This window comes from Streptomyces physcomitrii, assembly GCF_012273655.1.
GTDB classification, from domain to species: Bacteria; Actinomycetota; Actinomycetes; order Streptomycetales; family Streptomycetaceae; genus Streptomyces; species Streptomyces physcomitrii.
On record NZ_JAAWWP010000002.1, the window covers coordinates 222806 to 245395 of the forward strand.

The following is a 22590-nucleotide window of genomic DNA, read 5'->3' on the forward strand; positions in this document are numbered from 1 at the left end:
GGCTTCGGGCCGTCGCCTGCGCGGGCCCCGGCTGCCGTACCCTCGAAGCCATGTCGCTCTACGCCGCGTACGCCGGCAACCTCGACCCGCGGCTGATGACGCGCCGCGCCCCGCATTCGCCGCTGCGCGCCACGGGGTGGCTGGAGGGCTGGCGGCTGACGTTCGGCGGCGAGCACATGGGCTGGGAGGGCGCCCTCGCCACGGTGGTGGAGGCCCCGCGCTCGCAGGTCTTCGTGGCGCTCTACGACATCGCGCCGATGGACGAGGACTCCATGGACCGCTGGGAGGGCGTGGGCCTCGACATCTACCGGCGGATGCGGGTGCGCGCCCACACCTTGGACGGCGAGGAGCCCGCCTGGGTGTACGTGCTCAACGGCTACGAGGGCGGCCTCCCCTCGGCCCGCTACCTGGGCGAACTCGCGGACGCCGCCGAGTCCGCGGGCGCCCCGCACGACTATGTGATGGAGCTGCGCAAGCGCCCCTGCTGAGGCGCCGGCCGCCGCGGCGGCTTTGCGGGCGCGACGCCCCGGGGCCCCGCCGGTACGGCCGCCGGGCGGCCGGGGCAACGGCCGCGCACCGGGGCCCGGAGTGTGCGAAAGGTGACGTTCCGGCGCCCCTCTTGGGGGCGTTCACGCCGTTCGCGACCGACCGTGAGCGGATTTTCCGTACCGAACACCCGCATTCGGCCCGTCTTATGAGATCACGATCCCGCCGCTGTGACCCTGCGTGTCTACGCGCGTAGGTGAAAACCCGCTACCCTCATTGCGTGAACGCATCTCTTCCTTCGGACGACATCCGGCGCGAGCCGCACGCCGCTGCCGACGCCGCCGCCCTGCGCCTGCGTGAACTGACCGGTGAGAGCACCCACGACGTGGCCCTGGTGATGGGCTCCGGCTGGGCACCCGCCGTCGACGCGCTGGGCGAGGCCGACCACGAGTTCCGGGTCACCGATCTGCCCGGGTTCCCGCCGCCCGTGGTCGAGGGGCACGGGAGCACCGTCCGCTCGTACCGGATCGGCGAGAAGCGCGCACTGGTCTTCCTGGGCAGAACCCACTTCTACGAGGGCCGCGGGGTCGGCGCGGTGGCGCACGGGGTGCGCACCGCGGTCGCCGCGGGCTGCAAGACCATCGTCCTGACCAACGGCTGCGGCGGGCTGCGCGAGGGCATGCGCCCCGGCCAGCCGGTGCTGATCAGCGACCACCTGAACCTGACGGCCACCTCGCCCATCGTCGGCGCCAACTTCGTGGACCTCACCGACCTCTACTCGCCGCGGCTGCGCGCCCTGTGCAAGGAGATCGACCCCAGCCTCGAAGAGGGCGTCTACGCGCAGTTCCCCGGCCCGCACTACGAGACCCCGGCCGAGGTGCGGATGGCCCGTGTGCTCGGCGCGGACCTGGTCGGCATGTCGACCGTCCTGGAGGCCATCGCGGCGCGCGAGGCCGGGGCGGAGGTGCTCGGCATCTCACTGGTCACCAACCTGGCCGCGGGCATGACCGGCGAACCCCTCAACCACGAGGAGGTCCTCCAGGCGGGCCGCGACTCGGCCACCCGGATGGGCAGCCTGCTCACCAAGGTGCTCGGCCGGATCTGACCGGGCCGCCGGAACAGGGAGCCCACTGCCCCGAACCGGGCGGCCTCGCTGTGCCCGGCCCGCCCCAACAGGGCGCTGACCAGGTGGAATTCCCGGCCCGCGGAAGTTTTCCACAGGCTGCCCGCGCCGCTTGCCGCTGAGGCAGGATTGCCCCACACCACAGAGAGACGGGTCCGCGCAGCCGCGGCGCCCCGGACGGAAGGCGGAGGACACGTGCCGGAGGAAGAACTGCTCGCGCGCGCCCGGACCTGGCTCGCCGAGGACCCCGACGACCTGACCCGCGAGGAGCTGGCCCGGCTGATCGCCCGCGCCGAGTCCGGTGACGGCGAGGAGCTGGCCGAGCGCTTCTCGGGCACCCTGCAGTTCGGCACCGCGGGCCTGCGCGGCGAGATCGGCGCGGGCCCGATGCGGATGAACCGCGCGGTGGTCATCCGCGCCGCCGCCGGTCTCGCGGCCTACCTCACGGCCCAGGGCCTGACGGGCGCGCTCGTCGTCATCGGGTACGACGCGCGGCACCGCTCGGCGGACTTCGCCCGGGACACCGCCGCGGTGATGACCGGCGCCGGACTGCGCGCCGCCCTGCTGCCCCGCCCGCTGCCCACCCCCGTACTCGCCTTCGCCATACGGCACTTGGGCGCGGTCGCCGGGGTCGAGGTGACCGCCAGCCACAATCCGCCCCGGGACAACGGCTACAAGGTGTACCTGGGCGAGGGCTCCCAGATCGTGCCCCCGGCCGACAGCGCCATCGCCGCCGAGATCGCGGCGGTGGGCGCCCTCGACGAGGTGCCGCGGCCCGAGTCCGGCTGGCGGGTCCTCGGCGAGGATGTGCTCGACGCCTATCTGGCCCGCAGCGGCGCGGCCCTGGCAGAGGGCTCTCCTCGCACCGTGCGCACCGTCCACACCGCGCTGCACGGCGTGGGCACCGAGACCCTGCGCGCCGCCTTCGCCCGCGCGGGCTTCCCCGAGCCGGTCCCGGTGGCCGAACAGGCCGAGCCCGACCCGGACTTCCCGACCGTGGCCTTCCCCAATCCGGAGGAGCCCGGCGCGATGGACCTCGCCTTCGCCACCGCCCGCCGGGAGCGGCCCGACCTGGTGATCGCCAACGACCCGGACGCCGACCGGTGCGCGGTCGCGGTGCCGGACCCGGCGGCCCCGGAGGGCTGGCGGATGCTGCGCGGGGACGAGGTGGGCGCGCTGCTCGCCGCGCACCTGGTGCGGCGGGGCGTGACCGGCACCTTCGCCGAGTCCATCGTCTCCTCCTCCCTCCTCGGCCGGATCGCCGAGAAGGCGGGCCTCGGGTACGCGGAGACGCTCACCGGCTTCAAGTGGATCGCCCGCGTGGAGGGCCTGCGCTACGGCTACGAGGAGGCGCTCGGCTACTGCGTCGACCCCTCCGGGGTGCGCGACAAGGACGGCATCACCGCCGCCCTGCTCGTCGCCGAGCTGGCCTCCGAACTCAAGGAGCAGGGGCGGCAGTTGACCGACCTGCTCGACGAACTCGCCGTCGAGCACGGCCTGCACGCCACCGACCAGCTCTCGGTGCGGGTCAAGGACCTCTCGCTCATCGCGGACGCCATGCGCCGCCTGCGCGAGCAGCCGCCGACCCGGTTGGCGGGCCTCGCGGTCACCCGGGCCGAGGACCTGACCCTGGGCAGCGCCGCCCTGCCGCCCACCGACGGGCTGCGCTACACCCTGGAGGGCGCCCGCGTGATCGTCCGCCCCAGCGGCACCGAGCCCAAGCTCAAGTGCTACCTGGAGGTGGTCCTCCCGGTGGCCGACGCGGACGCGCTCCCGGCGGCCCGGGAGCGGGCGGTGCAACTGCTCCAGGCGCTGAAGACGGACCTGTCGGCGGCCGCGGGGATCTGAGCGGGGGCGTACGGCGCGAGGGCGCCCGGGAGTTGGCCCTGCGGCGCGGTGGCTGCGATGCGGTGGCTGCGGTGCGGTGACGGCGATGACCGCGGTGCGGCGAGCCGGTGCGATGCGGCGACCGGTGGACCGGCCCGCCGGGGGTCGGCGCACCGGCCCGCGGCTCACTCCCCCGCGCCCGCCTCCTGCCGGGCCAGCTCACCCAGCAGCCGCCAGGTGCGCAGCCGCTCCTCCTCGGTGCCGAAGCCGGTCTGGGTGACGACGACCTCGCTCGCCCCGGCCTCCCGGTAGCGGCGTATCTCGGCGGCGACCGCCTCCTCGTCACCGAGGGCGAAGAGGTCGCCCGCGCGCTCCACGCCGCCGCGGTCCAGGATGTCGCGGTAGGAGGGGAAGCGCTCGTAGAAGGTGAGGTCCTCGTGGGCGCGGGCCCGCAGCTCCTCGGTCCGGGTGGTCACCAGGGCGGGCAGCATGGCCACCACCCGGGGCGGACGGCGGCCCGCCTCGGCGGCGGCGGAGTTCAGCGTGGGCACCAGATAGTCGTCCAGGGCCTTGGGCGCGGCGAGGAACGGCAGGACGCCGTCGGCGAGTTCGGCGGTGACCCGCAGGGCCTGCGGCCCCATCGCCGCGACCAGGACCGGCGCGGGCGGCGCCCCGGGGACACCGGCGGGCCCGAAGGCGGTACGGGCGCGCAGAGTCTGGCCCTGGAAGTCGATCTCGCCGTCGTGCAGCAGGGTGCCGAGCGCTTCGAGGTACTCGCGCAGATGCCGGATGGGGCGTTCGAAGGGCACCCCGTAGCTGTCCTCGACGAAGAACTTCGCGGAGAGCCCGAGCCCCAGCTGGAACCGGCCACCGCTCGCCGCCTGCGCGGTGCGCACCTGTGCGGCCAGGGTGATCGGATGCCGCGGGTACAGGGGGACCACCGAGGTGCCGATCCGCACCCCCGGCACCGCCTGCCCGGTGAGCGCGGCCAGGCTCAGCGCGTCCAGGTCCTGCCGCTGCGAGAACCAGACGGCCCCGATCCCGGCGTCCGCCGCCTGCCGCGCCTGGTCGAGGAGCGTGGTCACCAGGTTCTCGCCCTGTTCGCCGCCCGCGGGCAGACTGATCCCGACCGTCATCCCTGTCACCCTCCGGTACACCGCTGCGAGGCCGCCTGCCGCGGACGCTCTCCTCGGGCAACAGGCCCCGCGCACCGGGAAATTCCGGGCGGCTGTTACGTGCGCGTGAAGGGCGGGACCCCTCTCAGCCCACCAGCAGCAGAATCACCAGCAGGAGGGCCCCCGCACCGGCCGGGCCGAGGATCTCGTACGCCCAGCGGACCTCGACGGGACCCTGGGCGCCGGGGGCGGAGGCGCCCTTCTCCTGGAGTTCGCGCAGCTCGTCCATGGCGCGGTCCGAGGAGGCGCGGTGGTCCTGCACCGGCTCCGCGCCGCGCGGCGCCGGACCGGCGCCCCGGCCGCTCCCGCCCCGGGCCGCCTTCTCCTGCCGGGAGGCCGCCCGCTTGCGGGCCCGCAGCGAGACCGGCAGCGCCCACATCTGGTACTTGCGGCCGGACTCGTCGAGGACCTCGTTGGAGTAGCCCGCGCGCAGCACGGCCACCTGCGACCAGGGCAGCGTGATCACCCGGAAGGGGTTGCGGATCCGCATCCGGTCGTCATTGGCGAAGATCGCCGGCCGTACGGTGAAGGCCACCAGGAGCGGGACGACGAGCAGGACCGCGGCGAGCGTCATCCACGGCACCCTGCCCTCACCGCGGATCAGCGCGTCGATCCCCAGCCAGGCGGCCAGCGCGAGCAGCAGCACGCCTCCGGCGATGCCGCCCGGTGAGCGGTAGACGCGGTCCTTGTACTGCGGATCGCCGTCGCTGCCGGGTGCGGGAGACTGGGGGTCCGGGCTCGTCATGGTGCCGATTGTGCCTGACGGGTGTCCGCCCGGCGGACGCCGGTGACCGCTCACGGCCCGGCAGTGGCCGGGTCGTGACCTCGGCGGTTCGGCTTGTTGTCCGGCTGTACAGCTGCTACGCGCGTAGATATGCTCCCCTCGTGACTATGGCGACCACACCACCCTCCACAGCCGCAGGGCGGGCCGCGTTTGCCGACGCGACCGCGTCCGACGCCACGCTGCGCCGCTTCCTGCACGGCCTTCCCGGCGTCGACGCCGTCGGCCTCGAAGCGCGCGCCGCAGCGCTGGGCACCCGCTCGATCAAGACCACCGCGAAGGCCTACGCCCTGGATCTGGCGATCTCGATGATCGACCTGACCACGCTCGAAGGCGCCGACACCGCGGGCAAGGTCAGAGCGCTCGGCACCAAGGCCGTCCACCCCGACCCGACCGATCCGGAGACCCCGAAGGTCGCCGCGGTCTGCGTCTACCCGGACATGGTCGCCACCGCCAAGCAGGCCGTGGGCGGCTCCGGCGTCAAGGTCGCCTCGGTCGCCACCGCCTTCCCCGCGGGCCGCGCCGCCCTGGAGGTCAAGCTCGCCGACGTCCGGGACGCCGTCGCCGCGGGCGCCGACGAGATCGACATGGTCATCGACCGCGGCGCCTTCCTCTCCGGCCGCTATCTGAAGGTCTACGAGGAGATCGCCGCCGTGAAGCAGGCGAGCGGCGCCGCCCGGCTGAAGGTCATCTTCGAGACCGGCGAGCTGTCCACGTACGACAACATCCGGCGGGCGAGCTGGCTCGGGATGATCGCGGGCGCGGACTTCATCAAGACCTCCACCGGCAAGGTCGCGGTCAACGCCACCCCGGCCAACACCCTGCTGATGCTCCAGGCGGTGCGCGACTTCCGCACGCAGACCGGGGTCCAGGTCGGCGTGAAGCCGGCGGGCGGCATCCGTACCGCCAAGGACGCGGTGAAGTTCCTGGTCCTGGTCAACGAGACCGCGGGCGGGGACTGGCTGGACAACCACTGGTTCCGCTTCGGCGCCTCCTCGCTCCTGAACGACCTGCTGATGCAGCGCCAGAAGCTGAGCACCGGACGCTACTCCGGACCCGACTACGTGACGGTGGACTGAGAGACGTGAACACGCCCCTTTCTTCAAGCGCCTTCGAGTACGCGCCCGCGCCCGAGTCGCGCTCCCTGGTGGACATCGCGCCCTCCTACGGGCTCTTCATCGACGGCGAGTTCACCGAGGCCGCCGACGGCAAGGTCTTCAAGACCGTCTCCCCCTCCAGCGAGGAGGTCCTCTCCGAGGTCTCCCGCGCCGGGGCCGCCGATGTGGACCGCGCCGTGGCGGCCGCCCGCAGGGCCTTCGCCTCCTGGTCCGCGCTGCCGGGCGCGGAGCGCGCCAAGTACCTGTTCCGTATCGCCCGGATCATCCAGGAGCGCTCCCGCGAACTGGCCGTCCTGGAGAGCCTGGACAACGGCAAGCCCATCAAGGAGACCCGCGACACCGACCTGCCGCTGGTCGCCGCGCACTTCTTCTACTACGCGGGCTGGGCCGACAAGCTGGAGCACGCCGGTTTCGGCGCCGCGCCCCGCCCGCTGGGCGTCGCGGGCCAGGTCATCCCCTGGAACTTCCCGCTCCTGATGCTCGCCTGGAAGATCGCCCCGGCGCTGGCCACCGGCAACACGGTCGTCCTCAAGCCCGCGGAGACCACCCCGCTGTCCGCCCTCTTCTTCGCGGACATCTGCCGCCAGGCCGGGCTGCCCAGGGGCGTCGTCAACATCCTCACCGGATACGGCGACACCGGCGGCGCCCTGGTCGCGCACGAGGACGTGAACAAGGTCGCCTTCACCGGCTCGACCGCCGTCGGCAAGCAGATCGCCCGCACCGTCGCCGGTACGGACAAGAAGCTCACCCTCGAACTGGGCGGCAAGGGCGCCAACATCGTCTTCGACGACGCCCCGCTGGACCAGGCCGTCGAGGGCATCGTGACCGGCATCTTCTTCAACCAGGGCCAGGTCTGCTGCGCGGGCAGCCGCCTGCTGGTCCAGGAGTCCGTCGAGGAGGAGCTGCTCGACGCGCTCAAGTCCCGGCTCTCCACGCTGCGCCTCGGCGACCCGCTCGACAAGAACACCGACATCGGCGCCATCAACTCCGCCGAGCAGCTGGCCCGGATCACCTCGCTGGCCGACCGGGGCGAGGCGGAGGGCGCCGAGCGCTGGACCGCCGACTGCCCGCTGCCGTCCGCGGGCTACTGGTTCGCGCCCACCCTGTTCACCAAGGTCACCCAGGCGCACACGGTGGCCCGCGACGAGATCTTCGGCCCGGTCCTGTCGGTGCTCACCTTCCGTACGCCGGAGGAGGCCGTCGCCAAGGCCAACAACTCGGCGTACGGGCTCTCGGCGGGCATCTGGACCGAGAAGGGCTCGCGGATCCTCGCCGTGGCGGAGCGCCTGCGCGCGGGCGTGATCTGGGCGAACACGTTCAACAAGTTCGACCCCACCTCGCCGTTCGGCGGTTACAAGGAGTCGGGCTACGGCCGCGAGGGCGGCCGCCACGGTCTGGAGGCGTACCTCGATGTCTGACAAGTCCGCGAAGGCACCGCAGAAGCCGGCCAAGCCGGGCCGGAGCGCGAAGGCGGCCAAGAAGGACCAGCCCGGCACCGGGGCCGGGACGGCGACCGCCCCCGCCCGACCCGGGCGGCTCGCCGTGTTCAAGACCTACAAGCTGTACGTCGGCGGGAAGTTCCCCCGCAGTGAGAGCGGCCGCGTGTACGAGGTGACGGACTCCGAGGACCAGTGGCTGGCGAACGCCCCGCGCGCCTCCCGCAAGGACGCCCGGGACGCGGTGGTCGCCGCCCGCAAGGCCTTCGGCGGCTGGGCCGGGAAGACCGCGTACAACCGGGGCCAGATCCTCTACCGGGTCGCCGAGATGCTGGAGGGGCGCCGCGAGCAGTTCACCGAGGAGGTGGCCGCCGCCGAGGGCCTGTCCCGCGCCGCGGCCGCCGAGGTGGTGGACGCGGCGGTGGACCGCTGGGTCTGGTACGCGGGCTGGACGGACAAGGTCGCCCAGATCGTGGGCGGCGGCAACCCGGTGGCGGGGCCGTTCTTCAACCTCTCCTCGCCGGAGCCGACCGGGGTGGTGACGGTGCTGGCCCCGCAGGAGTCCTCGCTGCTCGGCCTGGTCTCGGTGCTCGCCCCGGTGATCGCCACCGGCAACACCGCGGTGCTGGTCGCCAGTGAGAAGGCCCCGCTGCCCGCGCTCTCCCTCGCCGAGGTCCTGGCCACCTCGGACCTGCCCGGCGGTGTGGTCAACATCCTCTCCGGCCGCACCGAGGAGCTGGCCGGACCGCTCGCCGCCCACCAGGACGTCAACGCCCTGGACCTGACCGGTGCCGAGGACCCGCAGCTCGCCAAGGCCCTGGAGGTCGCGGCGGCCGACAACCTCAAGCGGGTGCTGCGTCCGGGCACCGACGGCGACTGGCACGCCGACCCCGGCACCCACCGCCTGACCGCTTTCCTGGAGACCAAGACCGTCTGGCACCCCACGGGTTCCCTCGGCGCCTCGGGCTCCGCCTACTGACCCGCCCCGCACCACCGGCGCAGGCAGACCGGAAGCCCCCGTTGCTCCTCTCCCCCGTGGGGAGGAACGGGGGCTTCCGCGGGTCCGGGCGCGAGGCCGCGGCAGGCGGTCCCGTCCGCCGTCCCGCGCTCCCCGGGGCCTCAGCCCAGCAGCCCCCGGGTGACCGAGCCCACCACCGGCAGCTCGCTGAGGGAGTCGCCGTCCGACAGTGGACCGGTGACCGCCTTGGTCGACACCGGCTTGAAGTCGGCGACCTGGGTGGAGATGCCGTTGTCCAGCGGGTCGACGCCGGTCTGGGCCAGCGGGTTGAGCTTGAGGTCGGAGACGGCGCCGAGGGCCGAGGTCACGTCCAGGGGGCCGGACTTGGCGGGCGCGGCGCTCTCCGGGGCCGGGGCCTCGCTCCGCGCCGCCGGGGCACCGGAGTCCTCGCCCGCGAAGGTGGCCGCACCGGCCGCGGCGGTCCCGGCGGCGAGTGCGGCACCGGCCGCGCCGAGGGTCAGACCCGCGCGCAGCAGGGTTCGGGCTGCCGGGGACGTCCTGGGGGCCGCGTGTCGGGCCATGGCTGTGCCGCCTCTCGAGGGGACCCGGACCGCCGCCGGGGATGGGCTGTCCAACGAAGGGCGCACCGCACGGTCACGGAGACACACACCGGGTATCCGATCTTTCACACAAGGTGATCGACGGTCCGTCGGGGAAGCGGAAACCGGTGGAGGGTGTGTGAATCCGGCTTCATTCCGGCACCGAAGGACGTCCCGGGGCTCGGAGCGCGGGCGGGAATGGCGCACACTGGATTCTCGTGAGCTCACCTCCCCACATACCGACGCGCGTGGTGCTGCTGTGCGGCCCCTCCGGTTCCGGAAAGTCCTCGCTGGCGGTCCGTTCGGGGCTGCCGGTGCTCGCCCTCGACGACTTCTACAAGGAGGGCGACGACCCGAGCCTGCCGCGCGTCCCCGGCACCGAGGCCACCGACTGGGACGCGCCGGGCTCCTGGGACGCCGAGGCCGCGGTGGCCGCGGTCGCCGCGCTGTGCCGCACGGGACGTACCGAGGTGCCCCTCTACGACCTCGCGAGCAGCAGCCGTACGGGCAGCCGGACCCTGGAGGTCGGGCGCACCCCGCTCTTCGTGGCCGAGGGGATCTTCGCCGCCGACATCGTGGAGCGTTGCCGTGAACTCGGCCTGCTCGCCGATGCCTTGTGCCTGCGCGGGCGGCCCTTCACCACCTTCCGCCGCCGCCTGCTGCGCGATCTGCGCGAGGGCCGCAAGTCACCGGCGGTGCTGGTCCGCCGCGGCTGGCGGCTGATGCGCGCGGAGCGCGGCATCGTCGCGCGCCAGTCCGCCCTGGGCGCCCACCCCTGCGCGAAGGACGAGGCGCTCGGACGCCTCGCCGCCGCGGCCGCGGGCCACCGCGCGGGCGGCCGTCCCCGGACCCGCGTCCCGGGTGCCACCGCACCGGCCAAGTCCCAGCAGCCGCAGCCCCGCTGAGCCGAGCGGCCCCGGCGAGGCCGGGCCGGGCACCCTCCGGCAGGACCCGCGGGACCACCGGTCACGGGAACAGCGGGTACGGCAGAGCGGGTACGGAACCGGCACGTACGGCCGCAGTGCGTACGGAAAACGGGCACCGGAAAAGCCGCAAGACCGGCAAGGCCCCCCAGCCTTCCGGTCCTGCGCTCTCCACCCCCGTGGATCCCCGGTTCGTTGCTCCGGGCCTCCCCCTTGTTCCCCCGTGACCCGGGAAGCGCGCCGTCGCCGTTCCCCCACGAACGACGACGCCGCATTTCCCGGTTTCCCCCTCGGGTTTCCCCGTTTTCCTTCTTCTCCCGGTCGCCCGGGACCGGGTCGCCCCGGTTTCCTTCCCCCGTACCGGGTCGCCCCGGCCGTTCCCCCGTACCGGGTCGCCCCGGCTTCTTTTCCCCCGTACCGGATCACCGGGTCTCCCCGGCTCACCGTCTTTCCCCCGTAGACCTCCGGAGGGGCTCAGGCGACGAGCTCCCCGAAGGACTCCTCCTCGTCACGGCCGAAGCTGAGCACCTCGTCCTCGCGCAGCCTGCGCAGCGAGCGCCAGATGCTGGACTTGACCGTGCCGACACTGATGTCGAGGATGTCCGCGATCTCCGGGTCGGTGCGGCCCTCGTAGTAGCGCAGGACCAGCATCGTGCGCTGGAGTTCGGGCAGCCGGGCGAGCGCCTGCCACAGCACGGCGCGCAGCTCGGTGCCGCGCATCGCGTCCGTGTCGCCGACGGTCTCCGGCAGTTCCTCGGTCGGGTATTCGTTGAGCTTGCGCCGCCGCCAGGCGCTGATGTGCAGATTGGTCATGGTGCGGCGCAGGTATCCGCCGACGGCGGCCTTGTCGCTGATCCGGTCCCAGGCCTTGTACGTCGAGAACAGCGCGCTCTGCAGCAGGTCCTCGGCCTCGAAGCGGTCACCGGTCAGGTGGTAGGCGGTGGCGTAGAGGGAGGCGCGGCGCTCCTGGACGTACGCGGTGAACGCGGCCTCCGCGTCCGCCGCGGTCTCGGTGGTGCGCCGCTCCTGCGCCTCCTCGCGCGCCTGTCCGGCGCGCGTCCCCTCGTTCGCGTCAACCACCGTCATGTACACGGTGTGCTGACGCCCGGTGCCGCGAGCGCACCCCCGCCCGCTCACGGCACCGGACTTCTCACCGGGGTGACCGGACTTACCGGCACTCCGCCCGACGGCGTCGTGCAGGCGCGTGACAACTGCGCCAGTGGTGGTGCTGTGCAGTGTGTTCATCGTGCGCCCCCCGTCGTCGGGTCCGTCGTCCCTTGCTTGTGGACACCACCCTGCCGAGGCCACTTCATGGCGGTGTCCGCCGACTGTCACAGGGCTGTCACAGGCCCCGAGAGGTGTGGGTGCGGTGAGAGTGAACTCCCGAGGTCGAAACCCCGGCACCCCATGGGACAGAATGTCCAGCGTGCCTTCCCTGTTGCTGATCGAGGACGACGACGCCATTCGTACGGCCCTGGAGCTGTCGCTGACGCGCCAGGGGCACCGTGTGGCCACCGCTGCTACCGGCGAGGACGGTCTGAAACTGCTGCGCGAGCAGCGGCCGGACCTGATCGTGCTGGACGTGATGCTGCCCGGCATCGACGGCTTCGAGGTGTGCCGCCGCATCCGGCGCACCGACCAGCTGCCGATCATCCTGCTCACCGCGCGCAGCGACGACATCGACGTGGTGGTGGGCCTGGAGTCCGGCGCCGACGACTACGTGGTCAAGCCGGTGCAGGGACGGGTCCTCGACGCCCGGATCCGCGCGGTGCTGCGGCGCGGCGAGCGGGAGGCCAACGACGCCGCCTCCTTCGGCAGCCTGGTCATCGACCGGGCCGCGATGACCGTGACCAAGAACGGCGAGGACCTGCAGCTGACACCGACCGAGCTGCGGCTGCTGCTCGAACTCAGCCGCCGGCCCGGCCAGGCGCTCTCCCGCCAGCAGCTGCTGCGGCTGGTCTGGGAGCACGACTACCTCGGCGACTCCCGCCTGGTCGACGCCTGTGTGCAGCGGCTGCGCGCCAAGGTGGAGGACGTGCCCTCCTCGCCGACCCTGATCCGCACCGTGCGCGGGGTCGGCTACCGGCTGGACACGCCCTCATGAGCCGTCTCCCGGTGTCCGCGGCGGGCGGCCCGCGCACGTGACGAAGGCGCAGGATGAACGGCGCGGCTGGACCGCCGCGCGCCGGGCACTGATGGCGGGGCTGCGCCTGACCAGCCTGCGGCTGCGCCTGGTCGTGGTCTTCGCACTGGTCGCGCTGACCGCGGCGGTGCTCGCCTCCGGCATCGCCTACTGGCTGAACCGCGAGGCCGTGCTCACCCGTGCCCAGGACGCCGCCCTCGGCGACTTCCAGCAGGAGATGCAGAACCGCGCGGGCGCCCTGCCCACCAACCCGACGCAGGCCGAACTCCAGCACACCGCGGGCCTGATGGCGGGCACCGGGCAGCACTTCAGCGTGCTGCTCATCGCGCAGGACGAGGACGGCAACACCGTGGTCGGCAACTCCGACCTGGACCGCTTCACCCTCGCCGACGTGCCGCGCCCGCTGCGCGAGGCGGTGGACCGCAGGCAGCCGAGCGGGGAGCACAACTCCGCCCCGTACCACCTGTACTGGCAGCGCACCGAGGAGGGCGGCACCCCGTATCTGATCGGGGGCGCCCGGGTGATCGGCGGCGGGCCGACCGGCTACATGCTCAAGTCCCTCGAACCCGAGGCCAAGGACCTGGACTCGCTCGCCTGGTCGCTGGGGATCGCCACCGCGCTCGCGCTGATCGGCGCGGCCCTGCTCGCGCAGGCCGCCGCGACCACCGTGCTGAAGCCGGTGCACCGGCTGGGCACCGCGGCCCGGCGCCTCGGCGAGGGCAAGCTCGACACCCGGCTGCGGGTCTCCGGCACCGACGAACTCGCCGAGCTGTCACGGACGTTCAACCGCACCGCGGAGGCCCTGGAGAAACGCGTCGCCGACATGAGCGCGCGGGACGAGGCCTCCCGGCGGTTCGTGGCGGACATGTCGCACGAGCTGCGTACGCCGCTGACCGCGATCACCGCGGTGACCGAGGTCCTGGAGGAGGAACTCGACGCGGAGACCGGCAGCGTGGACCCGATGATCGAGCCCGCGGTGCGCCTGGTGGTCAGCGAGACCCGGCGGCTGAACGACCTCGTCGAGAACCTGATGGAGGTCACCCGCTTCGACGCCGGTACGGCCCGCCTGGTCCGCGACGACGTGGACATCGCCGACCAGATCACCGCCTGCATCGACGCCCGCGCCTGGCTGGACGCCGTCGAACTCGACGCGGAGCGCGGCATCATGGCCCGCATCGACCCGCGCCGCCTCGACGTGATCCTCGCCAACCTCATCGGCAACGCCCTCAAGCACGGCGGCTCGCCGGTACGGGTCTCGGTGCACCCGGACACCCGGGACGGCGGCAAGGACATGATCATCGAGGTGCAGGACCACGGCCCCGGCATCCCCGAGGACGTCCTGCCGCACGTCTTCGACCGCTTCTACAAGGCGAGCGCCTCCCGGCCGCGTTCGGAGGGCAGCGGCCTCGGCCTCTCCATCGCCCTGGAGAACGCGCACATCCACGGCGGCGAGATCACCGCGGCCAACTCCCCCGAGGGCGGCGCCGTCTTCACCCTGCGGCTGCCGCGGGACAGCGAGCCCGCGCCCGAGGACCCCGAAACCGGGGCCCCGGCCGACACGGACGACACCGACCGCCCGGACGCCACCGGCGAGGCACCGGGCGAGGGCGAGGAGAAATGAGTACGCGAGTTCTGCCCCGGCGGCGCACCACGGCGGCCGCCACCCTCGCCGGGGTCCTCGGCGCGCTCCTCGCCGGCTGCGGGATCCGCCCCACCGAGGTGCCCACCGACTACGGCGCCGCGCCCTCCCGGGCCTCCTGCACGCTGTCCGCGCCGGAGACCGGGGCCCGCTCCGCCGAGGACGGCATCCCGGTGCAGGTCTTCCTGGTGTGCGCCTCCCAACTGGTCCTCGCCGACCGCTCGGCGCAGCTCCCCGAGCGCCCGGCCGCCGCGGACCGGCTGCGGGTGGCCCGGGCGCTCCTCGACCAGTTGGAGCGGCTGCCCTCGGCGACCGAGCGCCAGGTCGGGTACACCACCGACATCCGCCGTCTCACCGTGCGCGGCCCCCGCTCCGGCGACCCCGCCGACACCCTGCGGCTGAGCACCGCCCCCGAGGACCTCTCGGCCTTCGCGCTGGCCCAACTGGTGTGCACCTACGCCAATTCGGCCGCCGCGGACGACCGCGGCGGCGTGACCCTCGGCGGCCCCGAGGCCGAACCGCTGCGGCGCTACGAGTGCCCGGCCGAGGTCCGCTCCCGGCCGAGCACGGAGGCGCCGCCGAACACCGTGGTCGAGCGGGACTGAGGGCCGTACGGCTCCCGCGGCGGGACGGGAGGGGCGTACGGGGCGCGAGGGGCGGTCCGCGTACCGTTCCGGCGTCTTTTCCCGCGCGCCCTGTTGACTCGGGCGTCAGGAGCGGGAACCGATCGGCCCCGGTCTCTCGTCCTTGAGGTCGTGCAGCGTCAAGGCTCGGGCGGCGGAATCGTCGCGGTACCACTTCGTGCGGCGGGAGTCGTCCTCCTGGTCGCGCATCTGCTCGTCGTCGCCTGGCTCACCCTGCGGCCGGTGGAGGTCGCCTGGGTGAGCGCGCCCAATCTGCACCCGCTGGCCGGGATCCGCGCGGACTTCGCGCAGGGCTGGTGGCCGGGGCTCCGCCGGGTCGGCAAGGACCTGTTCATGCTGGCGCCGCTCGGCTTCCTGCTGCCGCTGATCGCCGGGCGGGTGAACGCCTCGCCCTTCTTCTCGCTGATGCGGACCACCGCCACCGGAGTCGTCGTCTCCATGTGGATCGGCCTGCTGCAGACCTACATCCCCGGTCAGGTCGTCGACGTCGACTCGCTGCTGCTCAACACCCTCGGGGTGATCGTCACGCACCTGGCCGTGGTGCCCTGGGCGCGGGCCCGGCTGCGCCGCCGGAGCGGGGCGGACGGCACCGGGGCGGGTTCTCAGGGTCCGACCCCGACGATTGCCAGGGTCGAGTTCGCTCCCTGGGGCGACGCCCTGCGGCGGCCCTGAACGTAGCCTCGAAGAGGAAGCCGGTCATCAGGGACCGGCCCCCGGCGCCGGTGAGCGGCGCGAAGACGGCACGCGAAGGAGCCCGGTATGTCTGCCCTTGTCCGCCCCACCCACGGCCGGATGATCGGCGGAGTCTGCGCGGCGCTGGCGAAGCGCTTCGGCACCTCCGCCACCACGATGCGAGTGATCTTCCTCGTCTCGTGTCTGCTGCCCGGACCGCAGTTCCTGCTCTACCTCGCCCTGTGGATCTTCCTGCCGGGCGAGGGCAAGGCGCACCGCGAAGCCTGGTGAGCCGGGGCCCGCGTACCGGCACGGTACACAGGCACCCGAGGGGTTCCCGGCACCGCCGGGAACCCCTCGCCGCTTCCTGACTCAGCCGCCCAGCGGCAGACCGCCGCCGAGCAGGCCGCCGACCGGGGAGCTCGCGCCGCCGAGCGGGAGCCCGCCGAGGAGTCCGCCGACCGGGCTGGAGTCCCCGGTGGGCAGCAGCGAGCCGCTCTCCCGCTGCTGGTCCTGCCGGCCCTGCTGGCCCTGGCCCGCCCGCTGGGCCTCCTGGGCCCGTGCGGCCATGGCGGTGGTCGACTCCAGGCCTCCGGTGATCTGCTCCACGGGGGCCGCCGAGTCCACGCCGTCCGCGACCTGCTCCGGCACGCCGAGGACCTTGTTGACGCCGTCGGCCGCGGGGAGGGTCTTGGGCGCCTCGGCGGAGTCGAGCGCGCCGGTGACCGTGCCGAGGGCGTCCGGGGTGGCCGGGGCTGCGGAGGCGGCACCCGCGCCGACGGCGGCGAATGCGGCGCCGAGCGCGGCGACACCGAGGGTCTTGACTGCAGACTGCTTCATGTTCAGTGGGTCCTTGCGACGGGGAATCGAGCGGTCCAAGAACGTATCGAGGCGATTACCCGGCCGCAAACACCGAATCGCGGCCGAAGAAACGAATCACCGGCCGCGATCGGTTTATCGGAATCAGCCCTCTTCGAGGTCAGAACCCCTGGTCACAGCGGTCTGACGGAACAGCCACTCGGACTTGAGTTCTGCGTATCCAGGCTTGATCACGTCATTGATCATCGCCAGTCGTTCATCGAAAGGAATGAATGCTGATTTCATCGCATTGACGGTGAACCACTGCATGTCGTCGAGCGTGTAGCCGAAGGTGCCGACCAGGTGCTCGAACTCCCGGCTCATGCTGGTGCCGCTCATCAGCCGGTTGTCGGTGTTGACCGTGGCCCGGAAGTGCAGCTTGCGCAGCAGCCCGATCGGATGCGCGGCGTAGGAGTCCGCGGCGCCGGTCTGCAGATTGGAGGTCGGGCACAGCTCCAGCGGGATCCGCTTGTCCCGTACGTACGAGGCGAGCCGCCCGAGGCGCACCGTGCCGTCCTCGGCGACCTCGATGTCGTCGATGATCCGCACCCCGTGCCCGAGCCGGTCCGCGCCGCACCACTGGAGCGCCTGCCAGATCGAGGGCAGCCCGAAGGCCTCGCCCGCGTGGATGGTGAAGTGGTTGTTCTCGCGCTTGAGGTACTCGAAGGCGTCCAGGTGCCGGGTGGGCGGGTAGCCCGCCTCGGCGCCCGCGATGTCGAAGCCGACGACGCCCGAGTCCCGGTAGCGGTTGGCGAGTTCGGCGATCTCCAGGGCGCGGGCCGCGTGCCGCATCGCGGTGAGCAGGGCGCCGACCCGGATGCGGTGGCCGTTCTCGCGGGCGATCCGCTCGCCCTCCCGGAAGCCCTCGTTGACCGCCTCGACGACCTCTTCGAGGCTGAGCCCCTGCTCCAGGTGCTGCTCGGGGGCGTAGCGCACCTCCGCGTAGACCACCCCGTCCTCGGCCAGGTCCTCGGCGCACTCGGCGGCGACCCGGCGCAGGGCGTCCTTGGTCTGCATGACGGCGCAGGTGTGGGCGAAGGTCTCCAGGTACCGCTCCAGGGAGCCGGAGTCGGCGGCCTCGCGGAACCAGAGGCCGAGTTTGTCGGCGTCGGTCTCCGGCAGGCCGGTGTAGCCCGTCTCCCGGGCGAGTTCGGCGACCGTCCCGGGGCGCAGGCCCCCGTCGAGGTGGTCGTGCAGCAGTACCTTCGGGGCGCGGCGGATCTGCTCGGCTCCCGGTCCGGCGAAAGTCTGGCTCGTCATCTGCGCACTCTAACGCCTACGCGCGTAGATCACTCCCGGGGGCGCTTTCCGGCCGATACGTAACAGTGATCGCCAAGAGGGGTGGCGCGGTGCGGCGCTTCTGACACTGTTCTGCCATGGGTTCAGTCAAGTCACAAGCGACGGCGGCCCGTGCGGCGCGGCTCTCGGCTCCGATCGGAACCGAGCCCTCCACCGTGAGCGGCGTGGTGCTGCTGCTGCCGGGCGGCGAGGCGGTCTCCGCACGAAAACCCTCGCCGCTGCGCACCTCCGGGATGCGCGGCATGGGACGGCATCTGGCGCGGGCCGGCCGCACCGAGGGGCTCGCCGCGCATCTGGTCCACTACCGCAACCGCGGCTGGAACGGCCGTGAGGCCGACCTCTCCCAGGACGCGCACTGGGCGGCCGAGGAGGTACGCCGCCGCTACGGAGACGTCCCCGTCTGCCTGGCCGGGGTGGACATGGGCGCCCGGGCCGCACTGCACGCGAGCGGCCACCCGGCGGTCAACTCCGTGTTCGCGCTGGCCCCTTGGCTCCCCGAGGACGATGTCGCCGCCGCCCCCGAGCCGGTGAAGCAGCTGCACGGCCGCACGGTCCTGATCGTGCACGGCACCAACGACGAGCGCACCGACCCCGAACTCTCCTTCCGCCTCGCGGCCCGCGCCAAGAAGGCCCACCGCGACATCGCCCGCTTCGAGGTCCACTCCGACGGCCACCGGCTGGCCCAGCACCGCAGCGAAGTCTTCGCCCTGGCAGCCGACTTCGTCCTCGGCACCCTCTTCGGCCACGCCTTCTCCCGTCCCGTCCAGGACGCCCTGGCCGCCCCGCCGCCGCTCGGCCTGCGGATGCCGCTCGCGGCGGGCTTCGGGAAGTCCCTCGACAAGGCCCGGCGGAAGTGAGCGGGGCGCGCAGAACCCGAAGTGGCCGGTAGGCACGTCGACTTGTGGGACGGGTGAGCGTACGCCCCCTGTCCGGACGGCAGTTGAGTTCCGCTGCCCCTGGCATGGCGGCGACCACCTGTCCGGATCGCGTGAGCGTACGCCCCTTGTCCGGGCGGAAGTTGAGCCCCGCCATCCCCTGCTCGGCGGCAACCACTCGTATCCGTAGGTGAACTGACGCCTGCTCAGGACCGCGGCAGCAGCCGCCCCCGCCGCGAGAGCAGGAAGCGTTTGAAGGCGGCCACCGGCGGGGTGTCCGGGTGGCCGTCCAGCCAGGCGACGCCGATCTCCCGTACGGCCCGCGGAGCGGTCACCGCCAGGTCGGCAAGTCCCGGGCGGGGAAAGGCCGGTGGCGGCAGCAGGGCGACCCCGAGCCCGGCCGCCACCAGTCCGCGCAGGGTCTCCGTCTCCTCGCCCTCGAAGGCCACCCGGGGCCGGAAACCGGCCTGCCCGCACAGCTCGTCGGTGATCCGGCGCAGCCCGTAGCCGGGCTCCAGGGTCACGAAGGTCTCCTCGGCGGCCTCCGCGAGCCGGACCCGGCGGCGCCCGGCGAGGCGGTGGTCCTCCGGCACGACGAGGAAGAGCCGCTGCTCGTCGAGGCGGCGGGCGACCAGATCGGGGGCGGCCGGTACGGGCGCGGTCAGACAGAGGTCGAGTTCGCCCGCGCGCAGCCGCTCGATCATCGCCTCCCCGTAGGTCTGCACCAGGCTGAAGCGGACCCGCGGATGCTCGGCGCGGAAGGCGCGCAGTAGCCCGGGGACCGTCTCGGGACCCATGGTGTGCAGGAAGCCGAAGGCGACCTTCCCCGCGGCGGGGTCGGCGTCCGCGCGCACCTCCTCGGCGGCCCGCTCGACCTCGCCGAGGGCGCGCTCCACGGAGCCGAGGAAGGCGCGGCCCGCGACGGTCAGGCCGAGGGCGCGGCCCCGGCGCGCGAAGAGGGCGATCCCGAGGTCCGCCTCCAGCCGGGCCAGCGCCCGGGAGAGCGTGGACTGCGGCATCCCCAACTCCTCGGCGGCCCGGGTGACATGCTCGGTCCGCGCCACCGCGGCGAACTGCGCGAGGCGCGGGGCGAGCAGCGCCGGCCAGGACCGCGGGTCCAGGGCGACGGCAGTGCCGGGCGGGGCCTCGGGGGCGGCGGCCTCCCCGCCGTTTCCGGGGCCGGGATCCGCGCGCTCTTTCCGGCGGCTGTGCGCGCCCTCGCGCCGGGCTGACCTCTGCTCATGCTCCATGGCATCGATTATCTGGTTTTCCCGCATTGGACGCATGAGCCCGGGCTGCCTAGGTTCGAGGCATGCTCCCCGCCAGTAGCCGGGCGCCCGGCACCGCCCCGGACGCCCTCGCCCCCGCCGCCACGACCGCTCCCGCCCGCACCGGTCCCGGGAGCGCCGGGGCGGACGCGGCCACCGAGTCCGCCGGGAGCCCCGAGATCGCCGAGACCACCGAGTCCGCCGAGTCCGCCGAGTCCGCCGAGTCCGCCGAGGAAGCAGACCGCCTCACCCCGGGCGGCCCCGGCTACCGCCGGATGAGCCTCGCCCTGTTCCTCGCGGGCATCGCGACCTTCGCCCTGCTCTACACCACCCAGGCCCTGCTGCCGCTGATCTCCGCGGACTTCGGCGTCACCGAGTCCGCCGCGAGCTGGTCGGTCTCGGCGGCCACCGGCGCCCTCGCGCTGTGCGTACTGCCGCTGAGCGCGCTCTCCGAGCGGTACGGGCGGCGGACCCTGATGACCGGCTCGCTGGCGGTCGCGGTCGCCGTCGGTCTCCTGGTGCCCTTCGCGCCGAGCCTCGGCGCCCTGGTCGCGCTGCGGGCCGTACAGGGCGCGGCCCTCGCCGGTCTGCCCGCGACGGCGATAGCCTACCTCGCCGAGGAGGTCAGGCCGCGGGCCTTGGTGGCGGCGATCGGGCTCTTCGTCGCGGGCAACAGCATCGGCGGCATGAGCGGCCGGGTGGTCGGCGGCTGGGCGGCGCAGCTGTGGGGCTGGCGGGTGGCGGTCGGCGTGATCGGCGCCCTCGCCGTCCTCTGCGCCCTGGCCTTCCGCGCCCTGCTCCCCGCCCCGCGCCACTTCACCCCGGCCCCGCTCGCCGCCCGCGCGCTGGCCCGCACCGTCCGCGGGCACCTGGGCGACCCGCTGCTGCGGCGGCTGTACGCGATCGGCGCGCTGTTCATGGCGGTCTTCGGCGCGAGCTACACGGTGATCGGCTACCGGCTCAGCGAGGCGCCCTTCTCGCTCCCGCAGGGCCTGGTCGGCTCGGTCTTCCTGATCTACCTGGTCGGCACCGGGGCCTCGGCCGCCGCCGGACGCCTGGTGGACCGCCTCGGGCGGCGCGGCGCCCTCTACCTGGGCGGCGGTACGGCAGCCGGGGGCCTGCTGCTGACCCTCGCGCCCTCGCTGCCGCTGGTGCTGCTCGGCCTGGTGCTCATCACGGCCGGCTTCTTCACCGGCCACGCGGTGGCCTCCTCCGCGGTGAGCAGGACCGCCGTGCACGGGCGCGCGCAGGCCTCGGCGCTGTACACCTCCGCGTACTACATCGGCTCCAGCGCGGGCAGCACCCTCGGCGCCGTCGCCTTCCGCGCGGGCGGCTGGCCCGGCACCGTCGGCTTCGGACTCCTCGCCCTGCTCGGCGTGGTCACGCTCACCCTGCTCGGTACCCGCGCGGCCCGCGCCGAACGCCTCGCGGCGGACGGGGCCTGAGCCCCGGGCGGCCTCGTCCGTACGGGCCCGGACTCCCGTACCGGCGAGCCGTCCCGCTCACCGTGCGTCCCCCGCCGCGGACCCTGCGTCCCGAGGACTCGCCCCGCGCCGCGCGGAGCGGGACCATCGGGGCAGGAAGCCTCGCATGAAGGGATTTCTCCACCCGAGGGCCGTTGCAGGGGCCATTGTCAGTGGGGTCCGCTAGCTTCCGTGAGTGTGCCGCCGCCGCTCGGGTGGCGGCCGGGCCACCAGGGGTGTGTGGGTGATGACACAGACGGCGACGAGCGATCTCGACCTCCGCCTTGAGGAGTACCGGGTCGAGCTGACGGGCTACTGCTACCGCATGCTGGGCTCCTCCTTCGAGGCCGAGGACGCGGTGCAGGACACCATGGTGCGCGCCTGGCGCAGCTTCGACCGCTTCGAGGGCCGCTCCTCCCTGCGCTCCTGGCTCTACCGCATCGCCACCAATGTCTGCCTGGACATGCTGAACGCGGGCAACCGCCGGGCCCGCCCGATGGACCTCACCGCCCCGCAGACCGCGGCCACCGCCGTCCTCAAGGAGCGCTCCGAGCCGACCTGGCTGGAGCCCGTCCCGGACGGCCGGGTGCTGCCCGGCGGCACCGCCGATCCCGCGGAGGCGGCCGTCGCCCGCGAGTCGGTGCGCCTCGCCTTCGTCGCCGCCCTCCAGCACCTGCCGCCCAAGCAGCGCGCCGTGCTGATCCTGCGCGAGGTGCTCGCCTGGCGGGCCGCCGAGTGCGCGGAGCTCCTGGAGACCTCCGTCGCCTCGGTCAATAGCGCCCTGCAGCGCGCCCGCGCCACCCTCGCCGCCACCGGCGTCAAGGACAGCGACGCCGCCGACCCGATGGACGAGGACCAGCAGAAGCTCCTGGAGCGGTACGTCCGCGCCTTCGAGGGCTACGACATGAAGGAGCTGACCGCCCTCCTCCACGAGGACGCGGTCCTGTCCATGCCGCCCTACGACCTGTGGCTCCAGGGGCACGCCGAGATCCAGGCCTGGATGCTGGGCGTGGGCTCCGGCTGCCGCGACTCCCGCCTGGTGGCGACCGTGGCCAACGGCACCCCCGCCTTCGGCCAGTACCGCCCGAGCGGGAGCGGCAGCGGTCACGAGGCCTGGGCGCTCCAGGTCATCGAGATCTCAGGGGGCCGGATCACCGGGCTCAACTCCTTCCTGGACACCGCCCGTTGGTTCCCGCTCTTCGGGCTGCCCACCCGGCTCGAAGCCGATACCGCGGCCGCCGAGCAGTCCGGTCAGCTCCAGTAGCGCCCGCAGCCCCGGGGCGGGTCCGCGCAGGCTGATCCG

General features: G+C 73.5%; 22 protein-coding genes. 15 read left to right on the top strand and 7 right to left on the bottom strand.

Going from position 1 to position 22590, the window contains the following annotated elements:
* The first annotated feature begins 50 nt into the window (after nucleotides 1–50).
* The 3 genes from HFV08_RS04180 to HFV08_RS04190 all read left to right on the top strand — a co-directional run bounded on the left by HFV08_RS04180 (nucleotide 51) and on the right by HFV08_RS04190 (nucleotide 3457).
* Nucleotides 51–488: a gamma-glutamylcyclotransferase family protein gene (locus tag HFV08_RS04180; protein WP_168535995.1), complete on the top strand. Its 438-nt coding sequence runs from the start codon at nucleotides 51–53 to the stop codon at nucleotides 486–488.
* A 278-nt stretch (nucleotides 489–766) separates the two neighbouring features.
* Complete coding sequence (locus tag HFV08_RS04185) at nucleotides 767–1591, top strand: purine-nucleoside phosphorylase (protein ID WP_040253061.1); 825 nt, start codon at nucleotides 767–769, stop codon at nucleotides 1589–1591.
* Between the two features lie 213 nt (nucleotides 1592–1804).
* The gene (locus HFV08_RS04190) at nucleotides 1805–3457 is read left to right on the top strand and encodes a phospho-sugar mutase (protein WP_168535997.1); all 1653 of its coding nucleotides are present in this window, start codon (nucleotides 1805–1807) and stop codon (nucleotides 3455–3457) included.
* Nucleotides 3458–3621: 164 nt separating this feature from the next.
* Here the strand turns inward: HFV08_RS04190 and HFV08_RS04195 are convergent, their stop codons facing one another.
* Both HFV08_RS04195 and HFV08_RS04200 read right to left on the bottom strand, forming a co-directional pair.
* On the bottom strand, nucleotides 3622–4572 hold the full coding sequence (locus tag HFV08_RS04195) for an LLM class F420-dependent oxidoreductase (protein ID WP_168535999.1): 951 nt from the start codon (nucleotides 4570–4572) through the stop codon (nucleotides 3622–3624).
* Nucleotides 4573–4696: 124 nt separating this feature from the next.
* Nucleotides 4697–5356: a PH domain-containing protein gene (locus HFV08_RS04200; RefSeq protein WP_168536001.1), complete on the bottom strand. Its 660-nt coding sequence runs from the start codon at nucleotides 5354–5356 to the stop codon at nucleotides 4697–4699.
* Nucleotides 5357–5502: 146 nt separating this feature from the next.
* Here HFV08_RS04200 and deoC point away from each other — a divergent pair, with 146 nt between their 5' ends.
* From deoC to HFV08_RS04215, 3 genes are read left to right on the top strand one after another with little or no spacing between them, the layout of a single operon-like run.
* Nucleotides 5503–6471 carry a deoxyribose-phosphate aldolase gene (deoC, locus tag HFV08_RS04205; protein WP_168536535.1) on the top strand — a complete coding sequence of 323 codons (969 nt, stop codon included), beginning with the start codon at nucleotides 5503–5505 and terminating at the stop codon, nucleotides 6469–6471.
* Nucleotides 6472–6476: 5 nt separating this feature from the next.
* Nucleotides 6477–7928 carry an aldehyde dehydrogenase family protein gene (locus HFV08_RS04210; protein ID WP_168536003.1) on the top strand — a complete coding sequence of 484 codons (1452 nt, stop codon included), beginning with the start codon at nucleotides 6477–6479 and terminating at the stop codon, nucleotides 7926–7928.
* On the top strand, nucleotides 7921–8925 hold the full coding sequence (locus tag HFV08_RS04215) for an aldehyde dehydrogenase family protein (RefSeq protein WP_168536005.1): 1005 nt from the start codon (nucleotides 7921–7923) through the stop codon (nucleotides 8923–8925). Before HFV08_RS04210 ends, HFV08_RS04215 begins: the two co-directional genes overlap by 8 nt.
* A gap of 140 nt (nucleotides 8926–9065) precedes the next feature.
* Here HFV08_RS04215 and HFV08_RS04220 read toward each other — a convergent pair whose 3' ends face one another.
* Entirely contained in the window at nucleotides 9066–9485 is a 420-nt protein-coding gene (locus HFV08_RS04220; RefSeq protein WP_168536007.1) for a hypothetical protein, read from the bottom strand.
* A 236-nt stretch (nucleotides 9486–9721) separates the two neighbouring features.
* On the opposite strand from HFV08_RS04220, the gene HFV08_RS04225 reads away from it, so the two are divergent.
* Nucleotides 9722–10408, top strand: a complete 687-nt coding sequence (locus HFV08_RS04225; protein ID WP_040253046.1) for a nucleoside/nucleotide kinase family protein — start codon at nucleotides 9722–9724, stop codon at nucleotides 10406–10408.
* Between the two features lie 492 nt (nucleotides 10409–10900).
* Here the strand turns inward: HFV08_RS04225 and HFV08_RS04230 are convergent, their stop codons facing one another.
* Nucleotides 10901–11671 (bottom strand): SigE family RNA polymerase sigma factor, encoded by a 771-nt coding sequence (locus tag HFV08_RS04230; protein WP_168536008.1) that lies wholly within the window; start codon nucleotides 11669–11671, stop codon nucleotides 10901–10903.
* Nucleotides 11672–11852: 181 nt separating this feature from the next.
* Here HFV08_RS04230 and afsQ1 point away from each other — a divergent pair, with 181 nt between their 5' ends.
* The 5 genes from afsQ1 to HFV08_RS04255 all read left to right on the top strand — a co-directional run bounded on the left by afsQ1 (nucleotide 11853) and on the right by HFV08_RS04255 (nucleotide 15815).
* The gene (gene afsQ1, locus HFV08_RS04235) at nucleotides 11853–12530 is read left to right on the top strand and encodes a two-component system response regulator AfsQ1 (RefSeq protein ID WP_040253041.1); all 678 of its coding nucleotides are present in this window, start codon (nucleotides 11853–11855) and stop codon (nucleotides 12528–12530) included.
* A 37-nt stretch (nucleotides 12531–12567) separates the two neighbouring features.
* On the top strand, nucleotides 12568–14190 hold the full coding sequence (locus HFV08_RS04240; RefSeq protein WP_376770556.1) for a sensor histidine kinase: 1623 nt from the start codon (nucleotides 12568–12570) through the stop codon (nucleotides 14188–14190).
* Complete coding sequence (locus HFV08_RS04245; RefSeq protein ID WP_168536009.1) at nucleotides 14187–14813, top strand: hypothetical protein; 627 nt, start codon at nucleotides 14187–14189, stop codon at nucleotides 14811–14813. The genes HFV08_RS04240 and HFV08_RS04245 overlap by 4 nt, the downstream gene beginning before the upstream one ends.
* Before the next feature lie 150 nt (nucleotides 14814–14963).
* Nucleotides 14964–15524 carry a VanZ family protein gene (locus HFV08_RS04250; RefSeq protein ID WP_168536010.1) on the top strand — a complete coding sequence of 187 codons (561 nt, stop codon included), beginning with the start codon at nucleotides 14964–14966 and terminating at the stop codon, nucleotides 15522–15524.
* An 87-nt stretch (nucleotides 15525–15611) separates the two neighbouring features.
* Nucleotides 15612–15815, top strand: coding sequence for a PspC domain-containing protein (locus HFV08_RS04255; protein WP_168536012.1), 204 nt, complete (start codon nucleotides 15612–15614; stop codon nucleotides 15813–15815).
* An 81-nt stretch (nucleotides 15816–15896) separates the two neighbouring features.
* Here HFV08_RS04255 and HFV08_RS04260 read toward each other — a convergent pair whose 3' ends face one another.
* Entirely contained in the window at nucleotides 15897–16364 is a 468-nt protein-coding gene (locus tag HFV08_RS04260) for an ATP-binding protein (RefSeq protein ID WP_168536014.1), read from the bottom strand.
* Between the two features lie 123 nt (nucleotides 16365–16487).
* Nucleotides 16488–17642 (bottom strand): adenosine deaminase, encoded by a 1155-nt coding sequence (locus HFV08_RS04265; protein ID WP_168536016.1) that lies wholly within the window; start codon nucleotides 17640–17642, stop codon nucleotides 16488–16490.
* Between the two features lie 116 nt (nucleotides 17643–17758).
* Between HFV08_RS04265 and HFV08_RS04270 the strand changes: the two genes are divergently transcribed.
* Complete coding sequence (locus tag HFV08_RS04270; protein WP_168536018.1) at nucleotides 17759–18538, top strand: dienelactone hydrolase family protein; 780 nt, start codon at nucleotides 17759–17761, stop codon at nucleotides 18536–18538.
* A 224-nt stretch (nucleotides 18539–18762) separates the two neighbouring features.
* Here HFV08_RS04270 and HFV08_RS04275 read toward each other — a convergent pair whose 3' ends face one another.
* Nucleotides 18763–19806, bottom strand: coding sequence for a LysR family transcriptional regulator (locus HFV08_RS04275; RefSeq protein ID WP_168536020.1), 1044 nt, complete (start codon nucleotides 19804–19806; stop codon nucleotides 18763–18765).
* A 62-nt stretch (nucleotides 19807–19868) separates the two neighbouring features.
* Between HFV08_RS04275 and HFV08_RS04280 the strand changes: the two genes are divergently transcribed.
* Both HFV08_RS04280 and HFV08_RS04285 read left to right on the top strand, forming a co-directional pair.
* Nucleotides 19869–21269 (top strand): MFS transporter, encoded by a 1401-nt coding sequence (locus HFV08_RS04280; protein ID WP_246341491.1) that lies wholly within the window; start codon nucleotides 19869–19871, stop codon nucleotides 21267–21269.
* A gap of 265 nt (nucleotides 21270–21534) precedes the next feature.
* Entirely contained in the window at nucleotides 21535–22551 is a 1017-nt protein-coding gene (locus HFV08_RS04285) for a sigma-70 family RNA polymerase sigma factor (RefSeq protein WP_168536022.1), read from the top strand.
* Nucleotides 22552–22590 lie beyond the last annotated feature (39 nt).

Excerpts from the sequence above, each read along its gene's own strand:
- HFV08_RS04180 (WP_168535995.1), top strand. The coding sequence starts at position 51 with ATGTCGCTCTACGCCGCGTACGCCGGCAACCTCGACCCGCGGCTGATG.
- HFV08_RS04195 (WP_168535999.1), bottom strand. The coding sequence starts at position 4,572 with ATGACGGTCGGGATCAGTCTGCCCGCGGGCGGCGAACAGGGCGAGAAC.
- HFV08_RS04200 (WP_168536001.1), bottom strand. The coding sequence starts at position 5,356 with ATGACGAGCCCGGACCCCCAGTCTCCCGCACCCGGCAGCGACGGCGAT.
- deoC (WP_168536535.1), top strand. The coding sequence starts at position 5,503 with ATGGCGACCACACCACCCTCCACAGCCGCAGGGCGGGCCGCGTTTGCC.
- HFV08_RS04215 (WP_168536005.1), top strand. The coding sequence starts at position 7,921 with ATGTCTGACAAGTCCGCGAAGGCACCGCAGAAGCCGGCCAAGCCGGGC.
- HFV08_RS04220 (WP_168536007.1), bottom strand. The coding sequence starts at position 9,485 with ATGGCCCGACACGCGGCCCCCAGGACGTCCCCGGCAGCCCGAACCCTG.
- HFV08_RS04230 (WP_168536008.1), bottom strand. The coding sequence starts at position 11,671 with ATGAACACACTGCACAGCACCACCACTGGCGCAGTTGTCACGCGCCTG.
- HFV08_RS04245 (WP_168536009.1), top strand. The coding sequence starts at position 14,187 with ATGAGTACGCGAGTTCTGCCCCGGCGGCGCACCACGGCGGCCGCCACC.
- HFV08_RS04255 (WP_168536012.1), top strand. The coding sequence starts at position 15,612 with ATGTCTGCCCTTGTCCGCCCCACCCACGGCCGGATGATCGGCGGAGTC.
- HFV08_RS04260 (WP_168536014.1), bottom strand. The coding sequence starts at position 16,364 with ATGAAGCAGTCTGCAGTCAAGACCCTCGGTGTCGCCGCGCTCGGCGCC.
- HFV08_RS04265 (WP_168536016.1), bottom strand. The coding sequence starts at position 17,642 with ATGACGAGCCAGACTTTCGCCGGACCGGGAGCCGAGCAGATCCGCCGC.
- HFV08_RS04270 (WP_168536018.1), top strand. The coding sequence starts at position 17,759 with ATGGGTTCAGTCAAGTCACAAGCGACGGCGGCCCGTGCGGCGCGGCTC.
- HFV08_RS04275 (WP_168536020.1), bottom strand. The coding sequence starts at position 19,806 with ATGGAGCATGAGCAGAGGTCAGCCCGGCGCGAGGGCGCGCACAGCCGC.
- HFV08_RS04280 (WP_246341491.1), top strand. The coding sequence starts at position 19,869 with ATGCTCCCCGCCAGTAGCCGGGCGCCCGGCACCGCCCCGGACGCCCTC.
- HFV08_RS04285 (WP_168536022.1), top strand. The coding sequence starts at position 21,535 with ATGACACAGACGGCGACGAGCGATCTCGACCTCCGCCTTGAGGAGTAC.